This is a genomic window from Streptomyces sp. PKU-EA00015 (assembly GCF_013387495.1).
GTDB lineage: Bacteria > Actinomycetota > Actinomycetes > Streptomycetales > Streptomycetaceae > Streptomyces.
Map to the genome: position 1 here is coordinate 246,740 of NZ_JABZEE010000007.1, position 15,115 is coordinate 261,854.

Consider the following 15,115-nt stretch of genomic DNA (forward strand, 5'->3'; position numbering starts at 1 on the left):
CGCCGAAGACGCCGGGAAGGCCCCCGTCCCCCGCTGTCCGCGGGGGCGGGGGCCTTCGCCGTTCGCACCGGGGCCGTCGGTCACATCGCGCCGAGCTGCCGCATCAGCCGCATCAGGTCGAAGTGCCACCAGCCTTCCTTGATCTTCCCGTCCTCGAAGCGGAAGATCGTCGTGCCGGTCATGGAGCACTGCTCGCCCGTGGCCGGTATCCCCTGGAAATCGCCCTTGTGCCTGCCGTTGAAGGTCCACAGCATCACGACGTCGTCGCCTTCGGTGATCTGCCGGTCGAGCTCGAAGGTGAAGTCGAAGGCGTTGCGCCACATCGTGACGTCGCGCCGGATGACATCGCGGCCGACCTCCGCGTCCTCCTCGTTGGCGATGTCGTGGTCGATGTAGTCCTCGGCGAACACCTCCTCGATGGCGTCCATGTTCCCGCCGGCGGCGATCTCGTGGAAGAAGCGGCGGGCCATCGCCGCGTTCAGCTGCTCCTCACGGACCACGTCGAGGTCGGTGAACGTGGGCATGCCGTCGCACAGGGCGACCATCTCCTGGAAGATCCGGTCGGTCTCCGGGAGCTTGGAGTTCCGCATCGCCTCCTCGTACGACGGGAACTCGACGATCTCGACGTAGTGCGAGCCCTCCGCGCGGTCCTTGCCCATCATGAGGTGGGACGTGGTCCGCTTGCCCCTGGTCTTCTCGACCCACTGGTCCATGAGCGCATTCACGCCGTCGAACCGGTCGGTCTTGTAGTCGATGATCTGTACGAATTTCATCGTGCCTCCCAGGGTCGATGGCGTACCTCCATTTTAGTGACGCAGGTCACATCAGGCCGCCTCAGGCCGAGCGCTCCAGCGCCCCCGGGTGGACCGGGTCGGCGAACGGCAGACCCCGCGCGAACCGCTCCACCTCGTCCAGGGCCTGGTCGGCCATCCGGTGCAGCTCGCCCCCGAGCGATCCGGCGATGTGCGGCGTCAGCAGCACGTTCGGCAGGTCGTACAACGGCGAGTCCACCGGCGGCAGTTCGGGCTCGGTCACGTCGAGCACGGCGTCCAGCCGGCCGGAGACGAGCTCGGGCAGCAGCGCCTCCTCGTCGACGAGCGAGCCGCGCGAGGTGTTGATCAGCGTGGTCCCGTTCCGCATCAGGCCCAGCTGGCGGGCGCCGATCATGTGGCGGGTGGCCGGGACCTGCGGCGCGTGGACGGTGACGACGTCGGCGCGGGCGCAGAGCTCGTCCAGATCGGTGCGCTCGACCCCGAGCTCCGCCGCCCCGGCGTCGTCCACGTACGGGTCGTACAGCAGGACCCGCAGGTCGAAGGGGCGCAGCAGCTCGATCACGCGCCGCCCGATGCGGGACGCGCCGATGACTCCGACCGTACGGCGGTAGTTGCCGGCGCCGTCGAGCTCACGGTGCCAGTTGTGCTCGGTGCGCAGCTGCGCGTACCGGTGGGCGGAACGCAGCACCCGCTTGCCGGCGAAGAGGACAGCGGCGAGCGTGAACTCCGCGACGGGAAGGGCGTTCGCGGCCGCCGCCGAGGTCACGGCGATGCCCCGGTCCCAGCACGCCTGGGTGATGTGGTGCTTGACCGAGCCCGCGGCGTGCACGACCGCGCGCAGCCGGGGCGCGGCGGCGAGCACCTCGGCGGTCAGCGAGGGCGCGCCCCAGCAGGTCAGCAGCACCTCGGCGTCGGCGAGCGCGGCGGCGACGGGTGGCGAGGCGGCCGCCAGGTCGTGGGCGACGAGATGCGGGTCGGTGCGGGTGAGCGCGGTCAGCCGTTCGCGGTGGCGGTCGTCGAGCAGCCGGGCGGCGACGGCCGGATTCATGGCCAGCAGCAGCGCGGGGCGAGTGTCAGTGGCGTGGTGCATGGTGGAACTCGGGCTCCTCACAGGTCGCTTGGGTCACTTGACGCTGCCGGCGGTCAGGCCGGCCTTCCAGTGCCGCTGAAGTGAGACGAAGGCGACGATCAGGGGTATGACGGCGAGCAGGGAGCCGGTCACGACGAGCGGGTAGAACTCCGGCTCGGCGTGGGAGTTGCTGTTCCACGCGTGCAGGCCGAGGCTCAGCGGGAAGAGCTTCTGGTCCGAAAGCATCACGAGGGGGAGGAAGAAATTGTTCCAGATCGCGGTGAACTGGAAGAGGAAGACAGTCGCGAAGCCCGGCATCAGCATGCGCAGACCGATGGACCAGAAGGTGCGCAGCTCGCCGGCACCGTCGATACGGGCGGCCTCCAGGGCCTCGTCGGGTACGTAGCCGGCACTGAAGACGCGGGAGAGATACACGCCGAAGGGCTTTCCGTCCCAGGTGGGCATCGGGGCGACGGCCCACTTGCCGCTCTGCTCGGGCAGCGTGCCCTTGAGGACGCCGGCGCCCCAGGAGGCGTCGAGGTAGCCGACGGTGCCGCCGCTCTTGAGGGAGTTGATCCACTCGGGACTGAAGGAGGCGTTGCTGCGGATGAGGTCGTCGTCGAGGAGTTGCTGCCAGTACGCCGAGACCTTGGCCGTGGCGGCGTCCGTGGTGTCGATCTTCCAGCACGGCGAGGGCGGAGGCGGCGGCGATCGCGGCGACGGAGTTTCTGGTCCGGCGGGTCCGGACATTCCTGGTAGGGCTCACGGCACAGCTCCTGACAAAGCGGCGGCATTTGCGGTGGCCGCGATCCTTGGCCGAGGCGTGAGCGAAGTCAAGAACGAATGATCGAATGATCGAAAGAAGGTCAGAAACTGTTCCTGTCGGCGTCGGCCCGCTCGGCGCCCGTTCCCGCCGCACCCCCGCTCGCACGGCGCGCCCCGCACGAGTCCCGCACCCGCAGGCGCGGCAGCAGCGACAGATGCCGCTGCGGCTCGTCCGCGCCGTGCCGGTCCGTGAGCCGCTCCACGAGCAGCCTCGTCGCCTCCCGGCCTACCTCGCGCTTGGGCGGCGCCACCGCGGTCAGCGGTATGTCGGCGAGCGCCGCCACCTCGTCGTCGTACGCGATCAGCGCCAGGTCGTCGGGCACCCGTACGCCCAGCTCGGCCAGCCGCTGCACCATCTGGATCGCGTCGACGTCGTTGTGCACCAGCGCCGCGCTCGCCGTGCCCGAGACCACCGCCTCGTGCAGAGCGCGCACGGCCGCCTCGAACTCCTCCGGACGCTGCTCGGCGGGCACCGAATCGATCACGTCCCGGGGGGCGCGCAGCCCCAGTGCGCCGAGCGCGTCCGTGTACCCGGTGCGTACCGCGAGCGCGGTCGGGCTGTCGGCCCGGGCCACCAGCAGCGGTGTGCCGTGGCCCAGGTCCATCAGGTGCCGTACGGCCAGCAGGGCGCCGTGCCCGTGGTCGGACGCGACGCGGTCCATGCCGTCCAGGGCGCTGCCCGGCGTGGCGCGGCGCTCCAGCAGCACGGCGGGCACCGGCAGGCCGGTGATCCATTCGCCGTGCTCGGCCGGGTCCCCGGGGGCGCGCCAGCCCGGGGCGATCAGCAGCCCCTCGGCGCCGGCGGCCAGCAGCCCCTCGGTGCGCATCCGGTCCTCCTCGGGCCGGTAGTCGGAGATCCGCAGGATCAGCCGGGAACCGGCGCGCGCGGCCGCCTCGTGGGCACCGCGGATCACCTCGGCGAAGTAGTACGTCGAGGAGGGCGCGAGCAGTCCGAGCACGGGGCCGTGCCCGCCCGCCGCCGACGGCGCGCCGGTCGCCGCCGCGGGCGGCCGGCCCGGCCAGGACACCGAGCCGTGGACCCGGTCGAGCCTGCCCTCCCCGGCCAGGAGCTCGACGTCCCTGCGCGCGGTCACGGGCGAGACGCCCAGCAGAGCGGCCAGATCGGAGACGCGTGCGCTGCCGCGTTCCCGTACCAGCTCCAGCAGTCGTTCGTGACGTTCGGCAGCACTCTCGCGCACGGTGAAGGTCCCCCTCGCAGTGTGTGGCCCGCCTGATGCCCACTCTACGGCAGGGTGATCGAACGACGGGAAGTTTCGATCATTCAAACGCAAGCCATTGACGTTCGATCAAAGGAAGTGGGCGCCACGGACGAACGCGGGACGCCGGTCCGCCAGACCGGCTGGGCCGCCGACGGCACGGTGACCGCCCAGCTCCACCCCGTCCACGGCTACGGCGTCGCGGCACAGTCGGCGACGGGCCCGACCCTGGTCGCCGACCGGAGCCGTACGCACGTGCTCGAAGGGCGCACCGAGTCGGCCGAGTCGCTCTTCGTCGCCCTCGCCTCGGTGACCGCCGAGCCGGACCCGGCCCCCGTCGCCACCCTCGCGGACGTCGAGATCACCGGCCGCACCATCCGGGTGACCCGGGAGAACGGATCAACTGCCCTGATCGGACTCGCCCCGGAGGACCTTCCGTGTCCGGTCAGCATCTCGGATCACCGGGGCCAACCTGGTCCGTGAGAGAAGGCGCCCGGGAGTCGACTGATCACTGCGGCCCGTACTTGCGGCCTGCTCGCGAGCTGACCCCTCCGAGCAGGCCGCGCGGCGCCAGCTTCACCATGCCCATCAGCGCCTTGTACCGCGGATCGGGGATCGACAGCGACTTGCCCTTCGCCAGATCCGCCAGCGCCGACGACACAAGTTTGTCGGCGTCCAGCCACATCCAGCCCGGGATGTTGTCCGTCCCCATCCCGGCCCGCTCGTGGAACTCCGTCCGGACGAAACCGGGGCACAGAGCCATCAGCCGCACGCCCGACCCCGCCATGTCCCGTGCCACGCCCTGCGTGAACTGCACGACCCACGCCTTCGACGCGCCGTACGTGCCGCGCGGCACGAACGCCGCCACCGAGGCGACGTTCACCACGCCTCCGCGGCCCCGCTCCCGCATCGAGCCGGCCGCCGCCGACGTCAGCCGCAGCACCGCCTCGCAGTGCACCTTCAGCATCGTCAACTCATCGGCCATGGACACCTCCAGGAAGCGTCCCTTGTTCCCGAAGCCGGCGTTGTTGATCAGCAGATCGACCGGGTGCTTGCGGTCCGCGAGCCGTTTCTCGACCGCCACCATCCCCTCGTCGTCGGACAGGTCCGCCGTCAGCACCTCCGCCTCGATGCCGTGCCGGTCGTGCAGCTCGGTGGCCTGCTCCTGCAGCCGCTCGGTGTCGCGGGCCACCAGCACCAGATTGCGTCCCTCGGCCGCCAGCCGCCGCGCGAACGCGGCACCGATGCCCGCGGTCGCTCCCGTGATCAGTGCAGTCGTCATAGGCGGCACGTTAGTGCCCCGCGTGTGAGGGCGGCGTACGCACCTCGCCCGCCCGCTGTCCCTTGTCGACGACCACGAACTGGCCCATCATGCCCTCGTCCTCGTGGTACAGCAGGTGGCAGTGGTACATGTACGGAGTGTCCGGGTCGGCCGGGCCGGTGAACCGCACGGCAATCCTCACGCTCCTGTTGCCGGGCACGAAGACGGTGTCCTTGGCGCCGCGCAGATGCGGCGGGGGCTGCCGCCCGTCGACCTCCACCACCCGGAACTGCACGTCGTGCACATGGAAGTTGTGCGGCATCCCGTCGTCGTTGCGCAGGACCCAGGTCTCGGTGGTGCCCCGGGTGACGGTCTCGTCGATCCGCTCCACGGACATCGGCCTGCCGTTGATGCCCGACCGCTGAAGGCGGAAGAACCGTGTCCGCACCGACTCCCCGGCGTCCGGCAGTTCCGGCTCGCCCAGCCGTCCCGGAAGCCCAGGGGAGGGGCGCAGCGTCTTCGCGGCGCGCAGCTCCAGCACGTCGAACGCGTCGTCGCCTCCGTTGAACCGGGTCTGCCAGAAGTCGCCCAGACTCTGCGGATGGCTGCGCAGCACCGCACGCTCGCCGGGCCGCATCCGCACCACTATCTCCGCCCGTTCACCGGGTGAGAGCCGGACACGGTCCATCGGCACGGCCTCCTCCAGCAGCCCGCCGTCCGACGCGACGAGCGAGAAGCGCCGGTCGTCGGCGAAGCCGAAGTGGTAGACGCGGGCGGTGGAGGCGTTGAGCAGGCGCAGCCGTACCAGCTCGTCACCGACCTCCTTGTACGGGTCGGGAGTGCCGTTGACCAGGGTCCGGTCGCCCAGGAAGCCGCTGTTGGACATGAGCTTGTGGCCGTGGTCGAACTGTGCGCCGTCGAAGCGGACGTCCTGCACGACGACGGGCAGGTCGTCGACGCCGTACCGCTTCGGCAGCGCAAGCCGCGCCGACCTCTCGTCGTCGATCAGGAACATGCCGGCCAGTCCGCGCCGCACGTGCTGCTCCGTCTTCCCGTGCGGATGCGGGTGGTACCAGAGCGACGCCGCCGGCTGGTCCACCGTCCAGTGCGGGCTCCAGGTGCCGCCGGGCGCCACCGCCTGGTGCGGGCCGCCGTCCATCGCGGCGGGCAGGTGCATGCCGTGCCAGTGCACGGTGGAGGCCTCGCCCAGACTGTTCCGTATCCGCACCTGGACCTTGTCGCCGCGTGCGGCCCGCAGGGTCGGTCCCAGATAGTCGCCGTTGAAGCCCCAGGTGGGTGTCCGCTGCCCGGCTCCGAACTCCTTGTGCCCGGCCTGCATCGTGAGATCGAAGACCTTGGTGCCGTCACGCCCGACGGTCGGTTCGGCCAGGGGCGGTATGGCCAACTCGCGGCCGAACGAGGTGCCGACGGTCGACACCCGGGCGTCGGAGTACAGCCAGTAGAACCCGCCGCCGACCGCGACGGCGAAGGCGACGGCGACGGCCGTGAGAACGACGATGACGCGCTTGAGCCGGGACATGCCTCCAGCGTTCCGGCCGCCGCGCGCGGCCACATCGGGGACCGTCCCCCATCGGCCCCCGATCCAACTGACGTGCCCTCTCGGGGATTTCCCCTACGAGGCGACCGGCTGCTCCGCGTCCCCGGCCCCGTACCTGGCCACGTACTCCCGTGCCTCGCGCAGCTGCTCGGGATGCAGCGCGTCGCCCGCGGCGAGCACCCGGGGCAGCAGGGCGCGTTCCGTGGTCCCGGCCCGGAACGACAGCGAGACGGTGACCTCGTGCTCCGGCCGGTGCACGATCTCGATCGGGTCGCCCGCACGGATCTCACCGGGCGTGATCACCCGCAGGTACGCCCCGGGGGCGGCGGCCCCGGTGAACCGCCTGACCCAGCCTTTCGCGTCCAGCCAGCTCGCGAAGGTGCGGCACGGGATGCGCCCGCCGGTGACCTCGAGCACCAGTTCTCCGCCGATCCGCCAGCGCTCGCCGATCCTCGCGCCGTTGACGTCGAGCCCGCTCGTCGTGAGATTCTCACCGAACGAGCCGCTCGCCAGCGCCCTGCCCAGCTCCTTCTCCCAGAGGTCCAGATCCTCGCGCGCGAAGGCGTAGACGGCCTGGTCGGTGCCCCCGTGGTGACGCAGGTCGGATATGGCGTCGCCGGCCACCCCGCTGCCTCCCTCGCCCTTGCGGCCCGGATCGCTCACCCGGACGGCCCCCTCCGCCGGGCGCTTGTCGATGCCGGTCGTGCCGGTGTCCGCGTAGTCCACTGCCTTCAGCCGCCCCACGTTCACACTCAGAAGCTTCATACCGGGCACGCTAACCCGGTGTTCCTCAAAGGAACCAGTCGATATTTACCCTCGACCCCAAGGCTCCCTTATGCTCAAGGGGTGATCGAAGCCCGTCATCTCCGTGTCCTGCGCGCCGTCGCCGCCACCGGCTCCTTCTCCGCCGCCGCGCGCGAACTGGGCTGCACCCAGCCCGCGGTCAGCCAGCAGATGAAGGCGCTCGAGACCTCGGCCGGCACGCCGTTGCTCATCCGTACGGGCCGGGAGATGCGCCTGACCCAGGCCGGCGAAGTGCTCGTCAGGCACGCCTCCGGCATCCTCGCGGGGCTCACCGCGGCGGAGGAGGAGATCGCGGCCATCGCCGGTCTCAGGGCGGGCCGGGTCCGGCTGGTGTCGTTCCCGAGCGGCAGCTCCACGCTCGTGCCGACCGCACTCGCCGCCCTGCGCGCGGCACACCCCGGCACCAGGGTCTCCCTGGTCGACGCCGAACCGCCCCGCTCCGTCGAGATGCTGCGCGAGGGCGACTGCGACGTGGCCCTCGCCTTCCGTTACGGCACGGCGGGCGCCGAATGGGACGACCTTGTCGTGCGGCCGCTGCTCACCGACCGGCTCGTCGGGCTCGTGCCGGAGGGGCACCGCCTGGCCGGAGCGGAGAGCGCCGCGATCGGCGACCTCACCGACGAGCCGTGGATCGCGGGCTGCCCGCGCTGCCGCCGTCAGCTCGTGGAGGTCTGCGAGGAGGCGGGCTTCACCCCCCGGATCGACTTCGCGACGGACGACTACCCGGCGGTGATCGGGCTGGTGGGCGCCGGCCTGGGAGTGGCGGTGCTGCCGGAGCTCGCGCTGGAGTCGGTGCGCCCCAAGGGCGTACGGACGATCGCGGTGACCCCGCCCGTCGCGCGCGAGATCGTCGCCCTGACCCTCCCCGACCTGTCCCAGGTCCCGGCGGTCGCTGCGACCCTCGACCAGCTGACCCTGGCGGCCCGGCGCTGAGACACGGAAGCCGGTCCCGGCAGAGGCCGGGACCGGCGGGGAGTCGGGGGCTGGGGGCGCAAGGGGATCGCCCGTTGTCGTTCGTGCAGATGATCGTCGTCGTCGGTCGTCGGTCGTCGGTCGTCGGTCGTCGGTCGTCGGTCGTCGGTCGTCGGTCGTCGTCGCCGTTGTATTCGCTCACACAGGCGAAGGAACGTTTCTTCGATAGCTCGCTGTCCGGGTGTCAGCCGCCGACCGCGCCGCCCGCGCTCGTCGCGGGGATCAGTCGATGGCGTGCGCGGCCCATGAGCTCCTCGCGCTCGTCCTCGGTCAGCCCGCCCCAGACGCCGTACGGTTCGCGCACGGCCAGCGCGTGCGCGGCGCACTCGGCCCGGACGGGGCACCGCATGCAGACCTCTTTCGCCGAGTTCTCGCGCGCACTGCGCGCGGCGCCGCGCTCGCCTTCCGGATGGAAGAAGAGCGAGCTGTCGACCCCACGGCATGCCGCGAGGAGCTGCCAGTCCCACAGATCGGCGTTGGGTCCGGGAAGGCGAGAGAAATCTGCCATAGCGCATGTCCCCTTGAAACCGTGCTGAGTGGATACAGGACAAGTCGGATACGGACGGGACTCCTGACCGGCCTGTGCCGGATCCGGCACCCCGCACTGTGCCAACGACCGTACATCTGCTGTGTAAGTAGATGTAAATATGACTCATTGCGAATCTAGCCAAAGACACCAGCGAATGGGAAGAAAAGCCGCTGAATGGGGCATGACTCGCCGAAGAAACGACGGTGACCTGCGGCGCTGCGGTTCGCGTACGGCCCCTTACGCAGAGTGCCGAAGAGCCTCGCCCGACCCGTAACTCTTTCGAGTGACCGTCGTTGAGAGGGCGGAGGCGGTTGAAGGGACAAGCTGTCGGGCACATGTCCGAGAGCGTTCAACCGCTCAGGTGAAGAAACGTACCCAGCCTGGAGGCTCAAGGTGACGCGCATTTGCTGCGAGAGCCACGGAGGTCAGTCATGACATCCGTCCTCGTCTGCGACGACTCCCCGCTTGCCCGAGAGGCGCTCCGCCGCGCGGTCGCGACCGTGCCCGGCGTCGAGCGCGTGACGACCGCGGCCAACGGCGAGGAAGTCCTCCGCCGCTGGGGCGCGGACCGCTCGGACCTGATTCTGATGGACGTACGCATGCCCGGACTGGGCGGCGTCGAGACCGTACGCCGGCTGCTGTCGGCCGATCCGGGCGCCCGGATCATCATGCTCACCGTCGCCGAGGATCTCGATGGTGTCGCGCTCGCGGTCGCCGCCGGCGCCCGGGGTTATCTGCACAAGGACGCCTCGCGCGCCGAACTGCGGGCGACCGTGACCCAGGCGCTCGCCGACCCGACGTGGCGGCTCGCCCCGCGCCGGCTCCGCTCGGCAGAGATGGGAGCCGCACCCACCCTCACCGCGCGCGAGATCCAGGTGCTGGAGGGCATGAGCCACGGCCGGTCCAACGCGGAGATCGGGCGTGAGCTGTTCTTGTCCGAGGACACGGTGAAGACGCACGCCAGGCGCCTGTTCAAGAAGCTCGGCGCCTCGGACCGGGCACACGCGGTGGCGCTCGGATTCCGGTGGGGCCTGGTCCGCTGAGTGGGCCCGTACGGGGTGACGGATGCCCGAGGGCATCCGTTTCCCGCGCGATGCCGCATCCTTGAGGGTGTGGAGTTCCTCGGGGACAAGTCGGTCGAGCGGGAGGGGAGGGCGCAGGAGATGAGTTCCGGCGCACCTGCTCATAACGCTTCGGTGCACAACATGGGACGCGGTGCCACGGACGCTCCGGCGCCGAGGCACCATGGACCGATGCGTGACGACGAGGCGGCGAACGCCCAGGGGGCCATCGGTGCGCTCGTCCATCGTGCCGTCGACGGCGACGAGCAGGCCACGCACGACCTGCTCGCGCACGTCCACCCGCTCGCGCTGCGCTTCTGCCGGTCCCGTCTGAACAGGCTTCCGGGCGACGCCCGGCACTTCGCCGACGACCTCGCCCAGGAGGTGTGCGTCGCGGTGCTGATGGCACTGCCGCGCTACAGGGACACCGGAAGGCCCTTCGAGGCCTTCGTCTTCGCCATCGCCTCGCACAAGGTCGCCGACCTGCAGCGGGCGGCGATGCGGCACCCCGGCTCGACGGCCGTGCCGTCCGACGAGATGCCCGAGCGGCCCGACGACTCCCTCGGTCCCGAGGAGCGCGCGCTGCTCAGCGACGACGCCGAGTGGGCCAAGAAGCTTCTCGCCAACCTCCCGGAGAACCAGCGCGAGCTGCTGGTGCTGCGCGTCGCCGTCGGGCTGACGGCGGAGGAGACGGGCCAGATGCTGGGGATGTCGCCGGGTGCGGTGCGGGTCGCCCAGCACCGCGCGCTGAGCCGTCTGCGGGCGCTGGCCGAGCAGTGATCCGCGCGGCGGCCGTGTACGTATGAACGTACAAAGCTGCTTACTGATCTTGATCGTGGAATGAGACGGGTGCCGAGCCCGTTAGCATGGACATCCGCACCGATCAAGGCCATTGGGGAAGGTGTCATGACCAACGTCGACGGAGTGCCCGAGAAATTCGCGACACTCGGGCTGACCTACGACGATGTGCTTCTGCTGCCGGGTGCGTCGGAAGTGCTTCCTAACGCAGTCGACACCTCGTCCCGTGTCTCCAGGAACGTCCGGGTGAACATCCCGCTGCTCTCGGCGGCGATGGACAAGGTCACCGAGTCCCGCATGGCGATCGCGATGGCGCGCCAGGGCGGCGTGGGTGTGCTGCACCGCAATCTGTCCATCGAGGACCAGGTGAACCAGGTCGACCTGGTCAAGCGTTCCGAGTCCGGCATGGTGACCGACCCGATCACGGTGCACCCGGACGCCACCCTCGCCGAGGCCGACGCCCTGTGCGCCAAGTTCCGCATCAGCGGTGTGCCGGTGACCGACGCCGCGGGCAAGCTGCTCGGCATCGTCACCAACCGTGACATGGCCTTCGAGTCGGACCGCGCACGCCAGGTGCGCGAGGTCATGACCCCGATGCCGCTGGTCACCGGCAAGGTGGGCATCTCCGGCGTGGACGCCATGGAGCTGCTGCGCCGCCACAAGATCGAGAAGCTTCCGCTGGTCGACGACGCCGGTATTCTCAAGGGCCTCATCACGGTCAAGGACTTCGTCAAGGCCGAGCAGTACCCGAACGCGGCGAAGGACGCCGAGGGCCGTCTGCTCGTCGGAGCGGCCGTCGGTGCGAGCCCTGAGGCGCTGGAGCGGGCCCAGGCGCTGGCCGGCGCGGGCGTCGACTTCCTGATCGTCGACACCTCGCACGGACACAACAGCAACGCCCTCAACTGGATGGCGAAGATCAAGTCGAGCGTCGGTGTCGACGTCATCGGCGGCAACGTGGCGACGCGCGACGGCGCCCAGGCCCTGATCGACGCGGGTGTGGACGGCGTCAAGGTCGGCGTCGGACCCGGTTCCATCTGCACCACCCGTGTGGTCGCCGGCATCGGTGTCCCGCAGGTCACCGCGATCTACGAGGCGGCGCTGGCCTGCCGCGCCGCAGGCGTACCGGTGATCGGCGACGGTGGCCTGCAGTACTCCGGAGACATCGGCAAGGCGCTCGCCGCAGGTGCCGACACGGTCATGCTGGGCAGCCTTCTCGCGGGCTGCGAGGAGTCCCCCGGTGAGCTGCTCTTCATCAACGGCAAGCAGTTCAAGTCGTACCGGGGTATGGGCTCGCTCGGGGCGATGCAGTCTCGCGGCCAGGGCCGCTCGTATTCCAAGGACCGCTACTTCCAGGCAGAGGTGGCCTCCGACGACAAGCTCGTCCCCGAGGGCATCGAGGGCCAGGTGCCCTACCGCGGTCCGCTCGCGGCCGTGCTGCACCAACTGGTCGGCGGCCTGCGCCAGACCATGGGTTACGTCGGAGCGGCCTCCATCGACGAGATGGAGAGCAAGGGCCGGTTCGTCCGGATCACCTCGGCGGGTCTCAAGGAGAGCCACCCGCACGACATCCAGATGACGGTCGAGGCGCCGAACTACAGCAGGAAGTAGCGCGTACGTCCCACGAGGGGCGGTCCCGGGTCGCCGGGTCCGCCCCTCGTGCGTGGGTCGGGGATACTGGTAGGGCCCCAGGCGCAGAAGTAAGAGGGAAAGGCCACACATCGTGACTGAGATCGAGATCGGGCGCGGCAAGCGCGGCCGCCGGGCGTACGCGTTCGATGACATCGCCGTCGTACCGAGCCGGCGCACGCGGGACCCGAAGGAGGTCTCGATCGCCTGGCAGATCGACGCCTACCGCTTCGAGCTGCCCTTCCTGGCCGCCCCGATGGACTCGGTCGTCTCCCCGAGCACCGCGATCCGCATCGGCGAGATGGGCGGTCTCGGCGTCCTGAACCTCGAGGGCCTGTGGACCCGCCACGAGGACCCGCAGCCCCTGCTCGACGAGATCGCCGAGCTGGACCCGGAGAGCGCCACGCGCCGGCTCCAGGAGATCTACGCCGCTCCGATCAAGGAGGAGCTGATCGGGCAGCGCATCAAGGAGGTGCGCGACTCGGGCGTCGTCACCGCCGCCGCGCTCTCGCCGCAGCGCACCGCCCAGTTCTCGAAGGCCGTCGTCGACGCCGGTGTCGACATCTTCGTCATCCGCGGTACGACGGTCTCCGCCGAGCACGTCTCCGGCGCCGCCGAGCCGCTGAACCTCAAGCAGTTCATCTACGAGCTCGACGTCCCGGTCATCGTCGGCGGCTGCGCCACCTACACCGCCGCGCTGCACCTGATGCGCACGGGCGCGGCGGGCGTGCTCGTGGGCTTCGGCGGCGGAGCCGCGCACACCACGCGCAACGTGCTGGGCATCCAGGTTCCGATGGCGACCGCCGTCGCCGACGTGGCCGCGGCCCGCCGCGACTACATGGACGAGTCCGGCGGCCGGTACGTCCACGTCATCGCCGACGGCGGTGTGGGCTGGTCGGGCGACCTGCCGAAGGCGATCGCCTGCGGCGCGGACGCGGTGATGATGGGCTCGCCGTTGGCGCGCGCGACCGACGCGCCGGGCAAGGGCCGCCACTGGGGCATGGAGGCCGTCCACGAGGACGTGCCGCGCGGCAAGCTGGTCGACCTGGGCATCGTGGGCACGACCGAGGAGGTCCTGACCGGTCCCTCGCACAGCCCGGACGGGTCGATGAACTTCTTCGGCGCGCTGCGCCGGGCGATGGCGACGACCGGCTACAGCGAGCTCAAGGAGTTCCAGCGGGTCGAGGTCACGGTGGCGGACTCGCAGCACAGCCGCTGACGTCCGGCCGTACACAGGGAAGGGCCCGGCACTTCGGTGCCGGGCCCTTCCCTTGCCACGTGCGGGGTGCGCGTCAGCCGTCGGCCTTCCCGGCTCGGGCACTCGCCCGGACGACGTGTGTTCTGCCGTCCGTGGCGCCGCGCTCCGGCTCCTCAGAGGCGGTGGGCTGCGCCCCCGGGGGTCGCTCCTCGGGTGTCGAGCAGGAGTTGCGCCTTGACCGCCAGCCCCTGGAGGTCGTACGTGCGGTGGTGCTGGAGCAGCACCGTCAGGTCCGCGTGGGCGGCGGCCTCGTACAGCGAGTCGGCGCGGGGGACGGGCAGTCCGTTCACCTGCCAGTCCGGGACGTACGGGTCGTGGTAGCTGACGGATGCGCCGAGGTCCATCAGGCGGCGGGCGATCTCGGTGGCGGGAGAGCCGGTCAGGTCGGCGAGGTCGGGCTTGTAGGTGATGCCGAGGAGCAGGACGCGGGCGCCGCGGGCCGACTTGCCGTGCTCGTTGAGGAGTGTGGCGCTGCGCTGGATCACGTACTGCGGCATCCGGGTGTTGATGTCCTGGGCGAGGCCGACCATGCGCAGGATGCGGCCGGTGGGCGGGAGGTGGCCGGGGTCGAGGGGGACGCCGTGCCCGCCGACGCCGGGGCCGGGACGGAAGGCCTGGAAGCCGAACGGCTTGGTCTCGGCGCAGCGGATGACGTCCCACAGGTCGATGCCGAGATCGTGGCAGAGGACGGACATCTCGTTGACCAGTGCGATGTTGACGTGCCGGAAATTCGTCTCCAGCACCTTGACGGTCTCGGCCTCGCGCAGGCCGCGTGCCCGGACGACCTTGTCGGTGAGTCGGCCGTAGAAGGCGGCGGCCGACTCGGTGCAGGCGGGGGTGAGACCGCCGATGACCTTGGGGGTGTTGGCGTAGCCGTGGTCCCGATTGCCGGGGTCGGTGCGGCTGGGGGAGTAGGCCAGGTGGAAGTCGCGCCCCGCGCGCAGGCCGGAGCCCTGTTCGAGCAGCGGCCGGAGGAACTCCTCGGTCGTGCCGGGCTGGACGGCCGATTCGAGGAGCACGGTGGTGTGCGGGCGCAGCCGGGACCCGAGGGCGCGGGCCGCGTCCGCGAGTGCCGTGAGGTCGGGCGCGCCGTCCGGGCCGGGGGGTGTGGGGGCGCAGATGACGGCGGTGCGCACCCGTCCCAGTTCGGCCGCGTCGGTGACCGTGCGGAAGCCGGCGGAGAGCATGCGGCGGATGTCCGCGGCGGTGACTCCGGCGGCCGGTTCGGCCGGACGGCGCGGGTCGGGGTCGTAACCGATGGTCTCGATGCGAGCTGCCACGGCGGCCTGGGCGAGGGGCAGACCGAGGTGGCCGAGTCCGATGACGGCGAGATCTGCGGGCATGGCGGTGGCCGTCCTTTCCCA

Annotated in this window: 15 protein-coding genes; 6 read left to right on the forward strand and 9 right to left on the reverse strand. The window is 70.7% G+C overall.

The annotated features are described in order from the left end of the window. Window positions 1–80: 80 nt before the first annotated feature. From HW130_RS07655 to HW130_RS07670, 4 genes are all read right to left on the reverse strand, one after another. Window positions 81–773, reverse strand: coding sequence for an ester cyclase (locus HW130_RS07655; protein ID WP_177148654.1), 693 nt, complete (start codon window positions 771–773; stop codon window positions 81–83). Window positions 774–834: 61 nt separating this feature from the next. Then, the gene (locus HW130_RS07660; RefSeq protein WP_177148655.1) at window positions 835–1,863 is read right to left on the reverse strand and encodes a hydroxyacid dehydrogenase; all 1,029 of its coding nucleotides are present in this window, start codon (window positions 1,861–1,863) and stop codon (window positions 835–837) included. A 33-nt stretch (window positions 1,864–1,896) separates the two neighbouring features. Next, window positions 1,897–2,592: an ABC transporter permease subunit gene (locus HW130_RS35740; protein ID WP_256355942.1), complete on the reverse strand. Its 696-nt coding sequence runs from the start codon at window positions 2,590–2,592 to the stop codon at window positions 1,897–1,899. A 116-nt stretch (window positions 2,593–2,708) separates the two neighbouring features. Beyond that, window positions 2,709–3,866, reverse strand: coding sequence for a substrate-binding domain-containing protein (locus tag HW130_RS07670; protein WP_177148656.1), 1,158 nt, complete (start codon window positions 3,864–3,866; stop codon window positions 2,709–2,711). A gap of 117 nt (window positions 3,867–3,983) precedes the next feature. On the opposite strand from HW130_RS07670, the gene HW130_RS07675 reads away from it, so the two are divergent. Continuing rightward, entirely contained in the window at window positions 3,984–4,367 is a 384-nt protein-coding gene (locus HW130_RS07675) for a hypothetical protein (RefSeq protein ID WP_177148657.1), read from the forward strand. Between the two features lie 25 nt (window positions 4,368–4,392). Here HW130_RS07675 and HW130_RS07680 read toward each other — a convergent pair whose 3' ends face one another. The 3 genes from HW130_RS07680 to HW130_RS07690 all read right to left on the reverse strand — a co-directional run bounded on the left by HW130_RS07680 (window position 4,393) and on the right by HW130_RS07690 (window position 7,468). Beyond that, window positions 4,393–5,166, reverse strand: coding sequence for an SDR family oxidoreductase (locus tag HW130_RS07680; protein ID WP_177148658.1), 774 nt, complete (start codon window positions 5,164–5,166; stop codon window positions 4,393–4,395). 10 nt (window positions 5,167–5,176) lie between these two features. Next, window positions 5,177–6,685: a multicopper oxidase family protein gene (locus tag HW130_RS07685; RefSeq protein ID WP_177148659.1), complete on the reverse strand. Its 1,509-nt coding sequence runs from the start codon at window positions 6,683–6,685 to the stop codon at window positions 5,177–5,179. Window positions 6,686–6,778: 93 nt separating this feature from the next. After that, window positions 6,779–7,468, reverse strand: a complete 690-nt coding sequence (locus HW130_RS07690; protein ID WP_177148660.1) for an MOSC domain-containing protein — start codon at window positions 7,466–7,468, stop codon at window positions 6,779–6,781. Between the two features lie 81 nt (window positions 7,469–7,549). On the opposite strand from HW130_RS07690, the gene HW130_RS07695 reads away from it, so the two are divergent. Then, window positions 7,550–8,440, forward strand: a complete 891-nt coding sequence (locus HW130_RS07695) for a LysR family transcriptional regulator (protein ID WP_177148661.1) — start codon at window positions 7,550–7,552, stop codon at window positions 8,438–8,440. Window positions 8,441–8,663: 223 nt separating this feature from the next. Here the strand turns inward: HW130_RS07695 and HW130_RS07700 are convergent, their stop codons facing one another. After that, window positions 8,664–8,987, reverse strand: coding sequence for a WhiB family transcriptional regulator (locus HW130_RS07700; RefSeq protein ID WP_177148662.1), 324 nt, complete (start codon window positions 8,985–8,987; stop codon window positions 8,664–8,666). Between the two features lie 452 nt (window positions 8,988–9,439). Here HW130_RS07700 and HW130_RS07705 point away from each other — a divergent pair, with 452 nt between their 5' ends. The 4 genes from HW130_RS07705 (at window position 9,440) to HW130_RS07720 (ending at window position 13,712) form a co-directional block, all read left to right on the forward strand. Beyond that, a complete protein-coding gene (locus HW130_RS07705; protein ID WP_003948568.1) occupies window positions 9,440–10,051 on the forward strand; it encodes a response regulator transcription factor in 612 nt (203 codons plus the stop codon). A 210-nt stretch (window positions 10,052–10,261) separates the two neighbouring features. Next, complete coding sequence (locus HW130_RS07710; protein ID WP_177148663.1) at window positions 10,262–10,849, forward strand: sigma-70 family RNA polymerase sigma factor; 588 nt, start codon at window positions 10,262–10,264, stop codon at window positions 10,847–10,849. 126 nt (window positions 10,850–10,975) lie between these two features. Next, a complete protein-coding gene (gene guaB, locus HW130_RS07715) occupies window positions 10,976–12,475 on the forward strand; it encodes an IMP dehydrogenase (RefSeq protein WP_177148664.1) in 1,500 nt (499 codons plus the stop codon). Window positions 12,476–12,587: 112 nt separating this feature from the next. Next, window positions 12,588–13,712, forward strand: coding sequence for a GuaB3 family IMP dehydrogenase-related protein (locus HW130_RS07720; RefSeq protein WP_177148665.1), 1,125 nt, complete (start codon window positions 12,588–12,590; stop codon window positions 13,710–13,712). Between the two features lie 152 nt (window positions 13,713–13,864). Here the strand turns inward: HW130_RS07720 and HW130_RS07725 are convergent, their stop codons facing one another. Next, on the reverse strand, window positions 13,865–15,094 hold the full coding sequence (locus HW130_RS07725) for a nucleotide sugar dehydrogenase (RefSeq protein ID WP_177148666.1): 1,230 nt from the start codon (window positions 15,092–15,094) through the stop codon (window positions 13,865–13,867). Window positions 15,095–15,115: the final 21 nt, after the last annotated feature.

Coding starts and splice junctions, on each gene's coding strand:
- HW130_RS07655 (WP_177148654.1), bottom strand. CDS start 773: ATGAAATTCGTACAGATCATCGACTACAAGACCGACCGGTTCGACGGC.
- HW130_RS07660 (WP_177148655.1), bottom strand. CDS start 1,863: ATGCACCACGCCACTGACACTCGCCCCGCGCTGCTGCTGGCCATGAAT.
- HW130_RS35740 (WP_256355942.1), bottom strand. CDS start 2,592: ATGTCCGGACCCGCCGGACCAGAAACTCCGTCGCCGCGATCGCCGCCG.
- HW130_RS07680 (WP_177148658.1), bottom strand. CDS start 5,166: ATGACGACTGCACTGATCACGGGAGCGACCGCGGGCATCGGTGCCGCG.
- HW130_RS07685 (WP_177148659.1), bottom strand. CDS start 6,685: ATGTCCCGGCTCAAGCGCGTCATCGTCGTTCTCACGGCCGTCGCCGTC.
- HW130_RS07690 (WP_177148660.1), bottom strand. CDS start 7,468: ATGAAGCTTCTGAGTGTGAACGTGGGGCGGCTGAAGGCAGTGGACTAC.
- HW130_RS07700 (WP_177148662.1), bottom strand. CDS start 8,987: ATGGCAGATTTCTCTCGCCTTCCCGGACCCAACGCCGATCTGTGGGAC.
- HW130_RS07705 (WP_003948568.1), top strand. CDS start 9,440: ATGACATCCGTCCTCGTCTGCGACGACTCCCCGCTTGCCCGAGAGGCG.
- HW130_RS07710 (WP_177148663.1), top strand. CDS start 10,262: ATGCGTGACGACGAGGCGGCGAACGCCCAGGGGGCCATCGGTGCGCTC.
- guaB (WP_177148664.1), top strand. CDS start 10,976: ATGACCAACGTCGACGGAGTGCCCGAGAAATTCGCGACACTCGGGCTG.
- HW130_RS07725 (WP_177148666.1), bottom strand. CDS start 15,094: ATGCCCGCAGATCTCGCCGTCATCGGACTCGGCCACCTCGGTCTGCCC.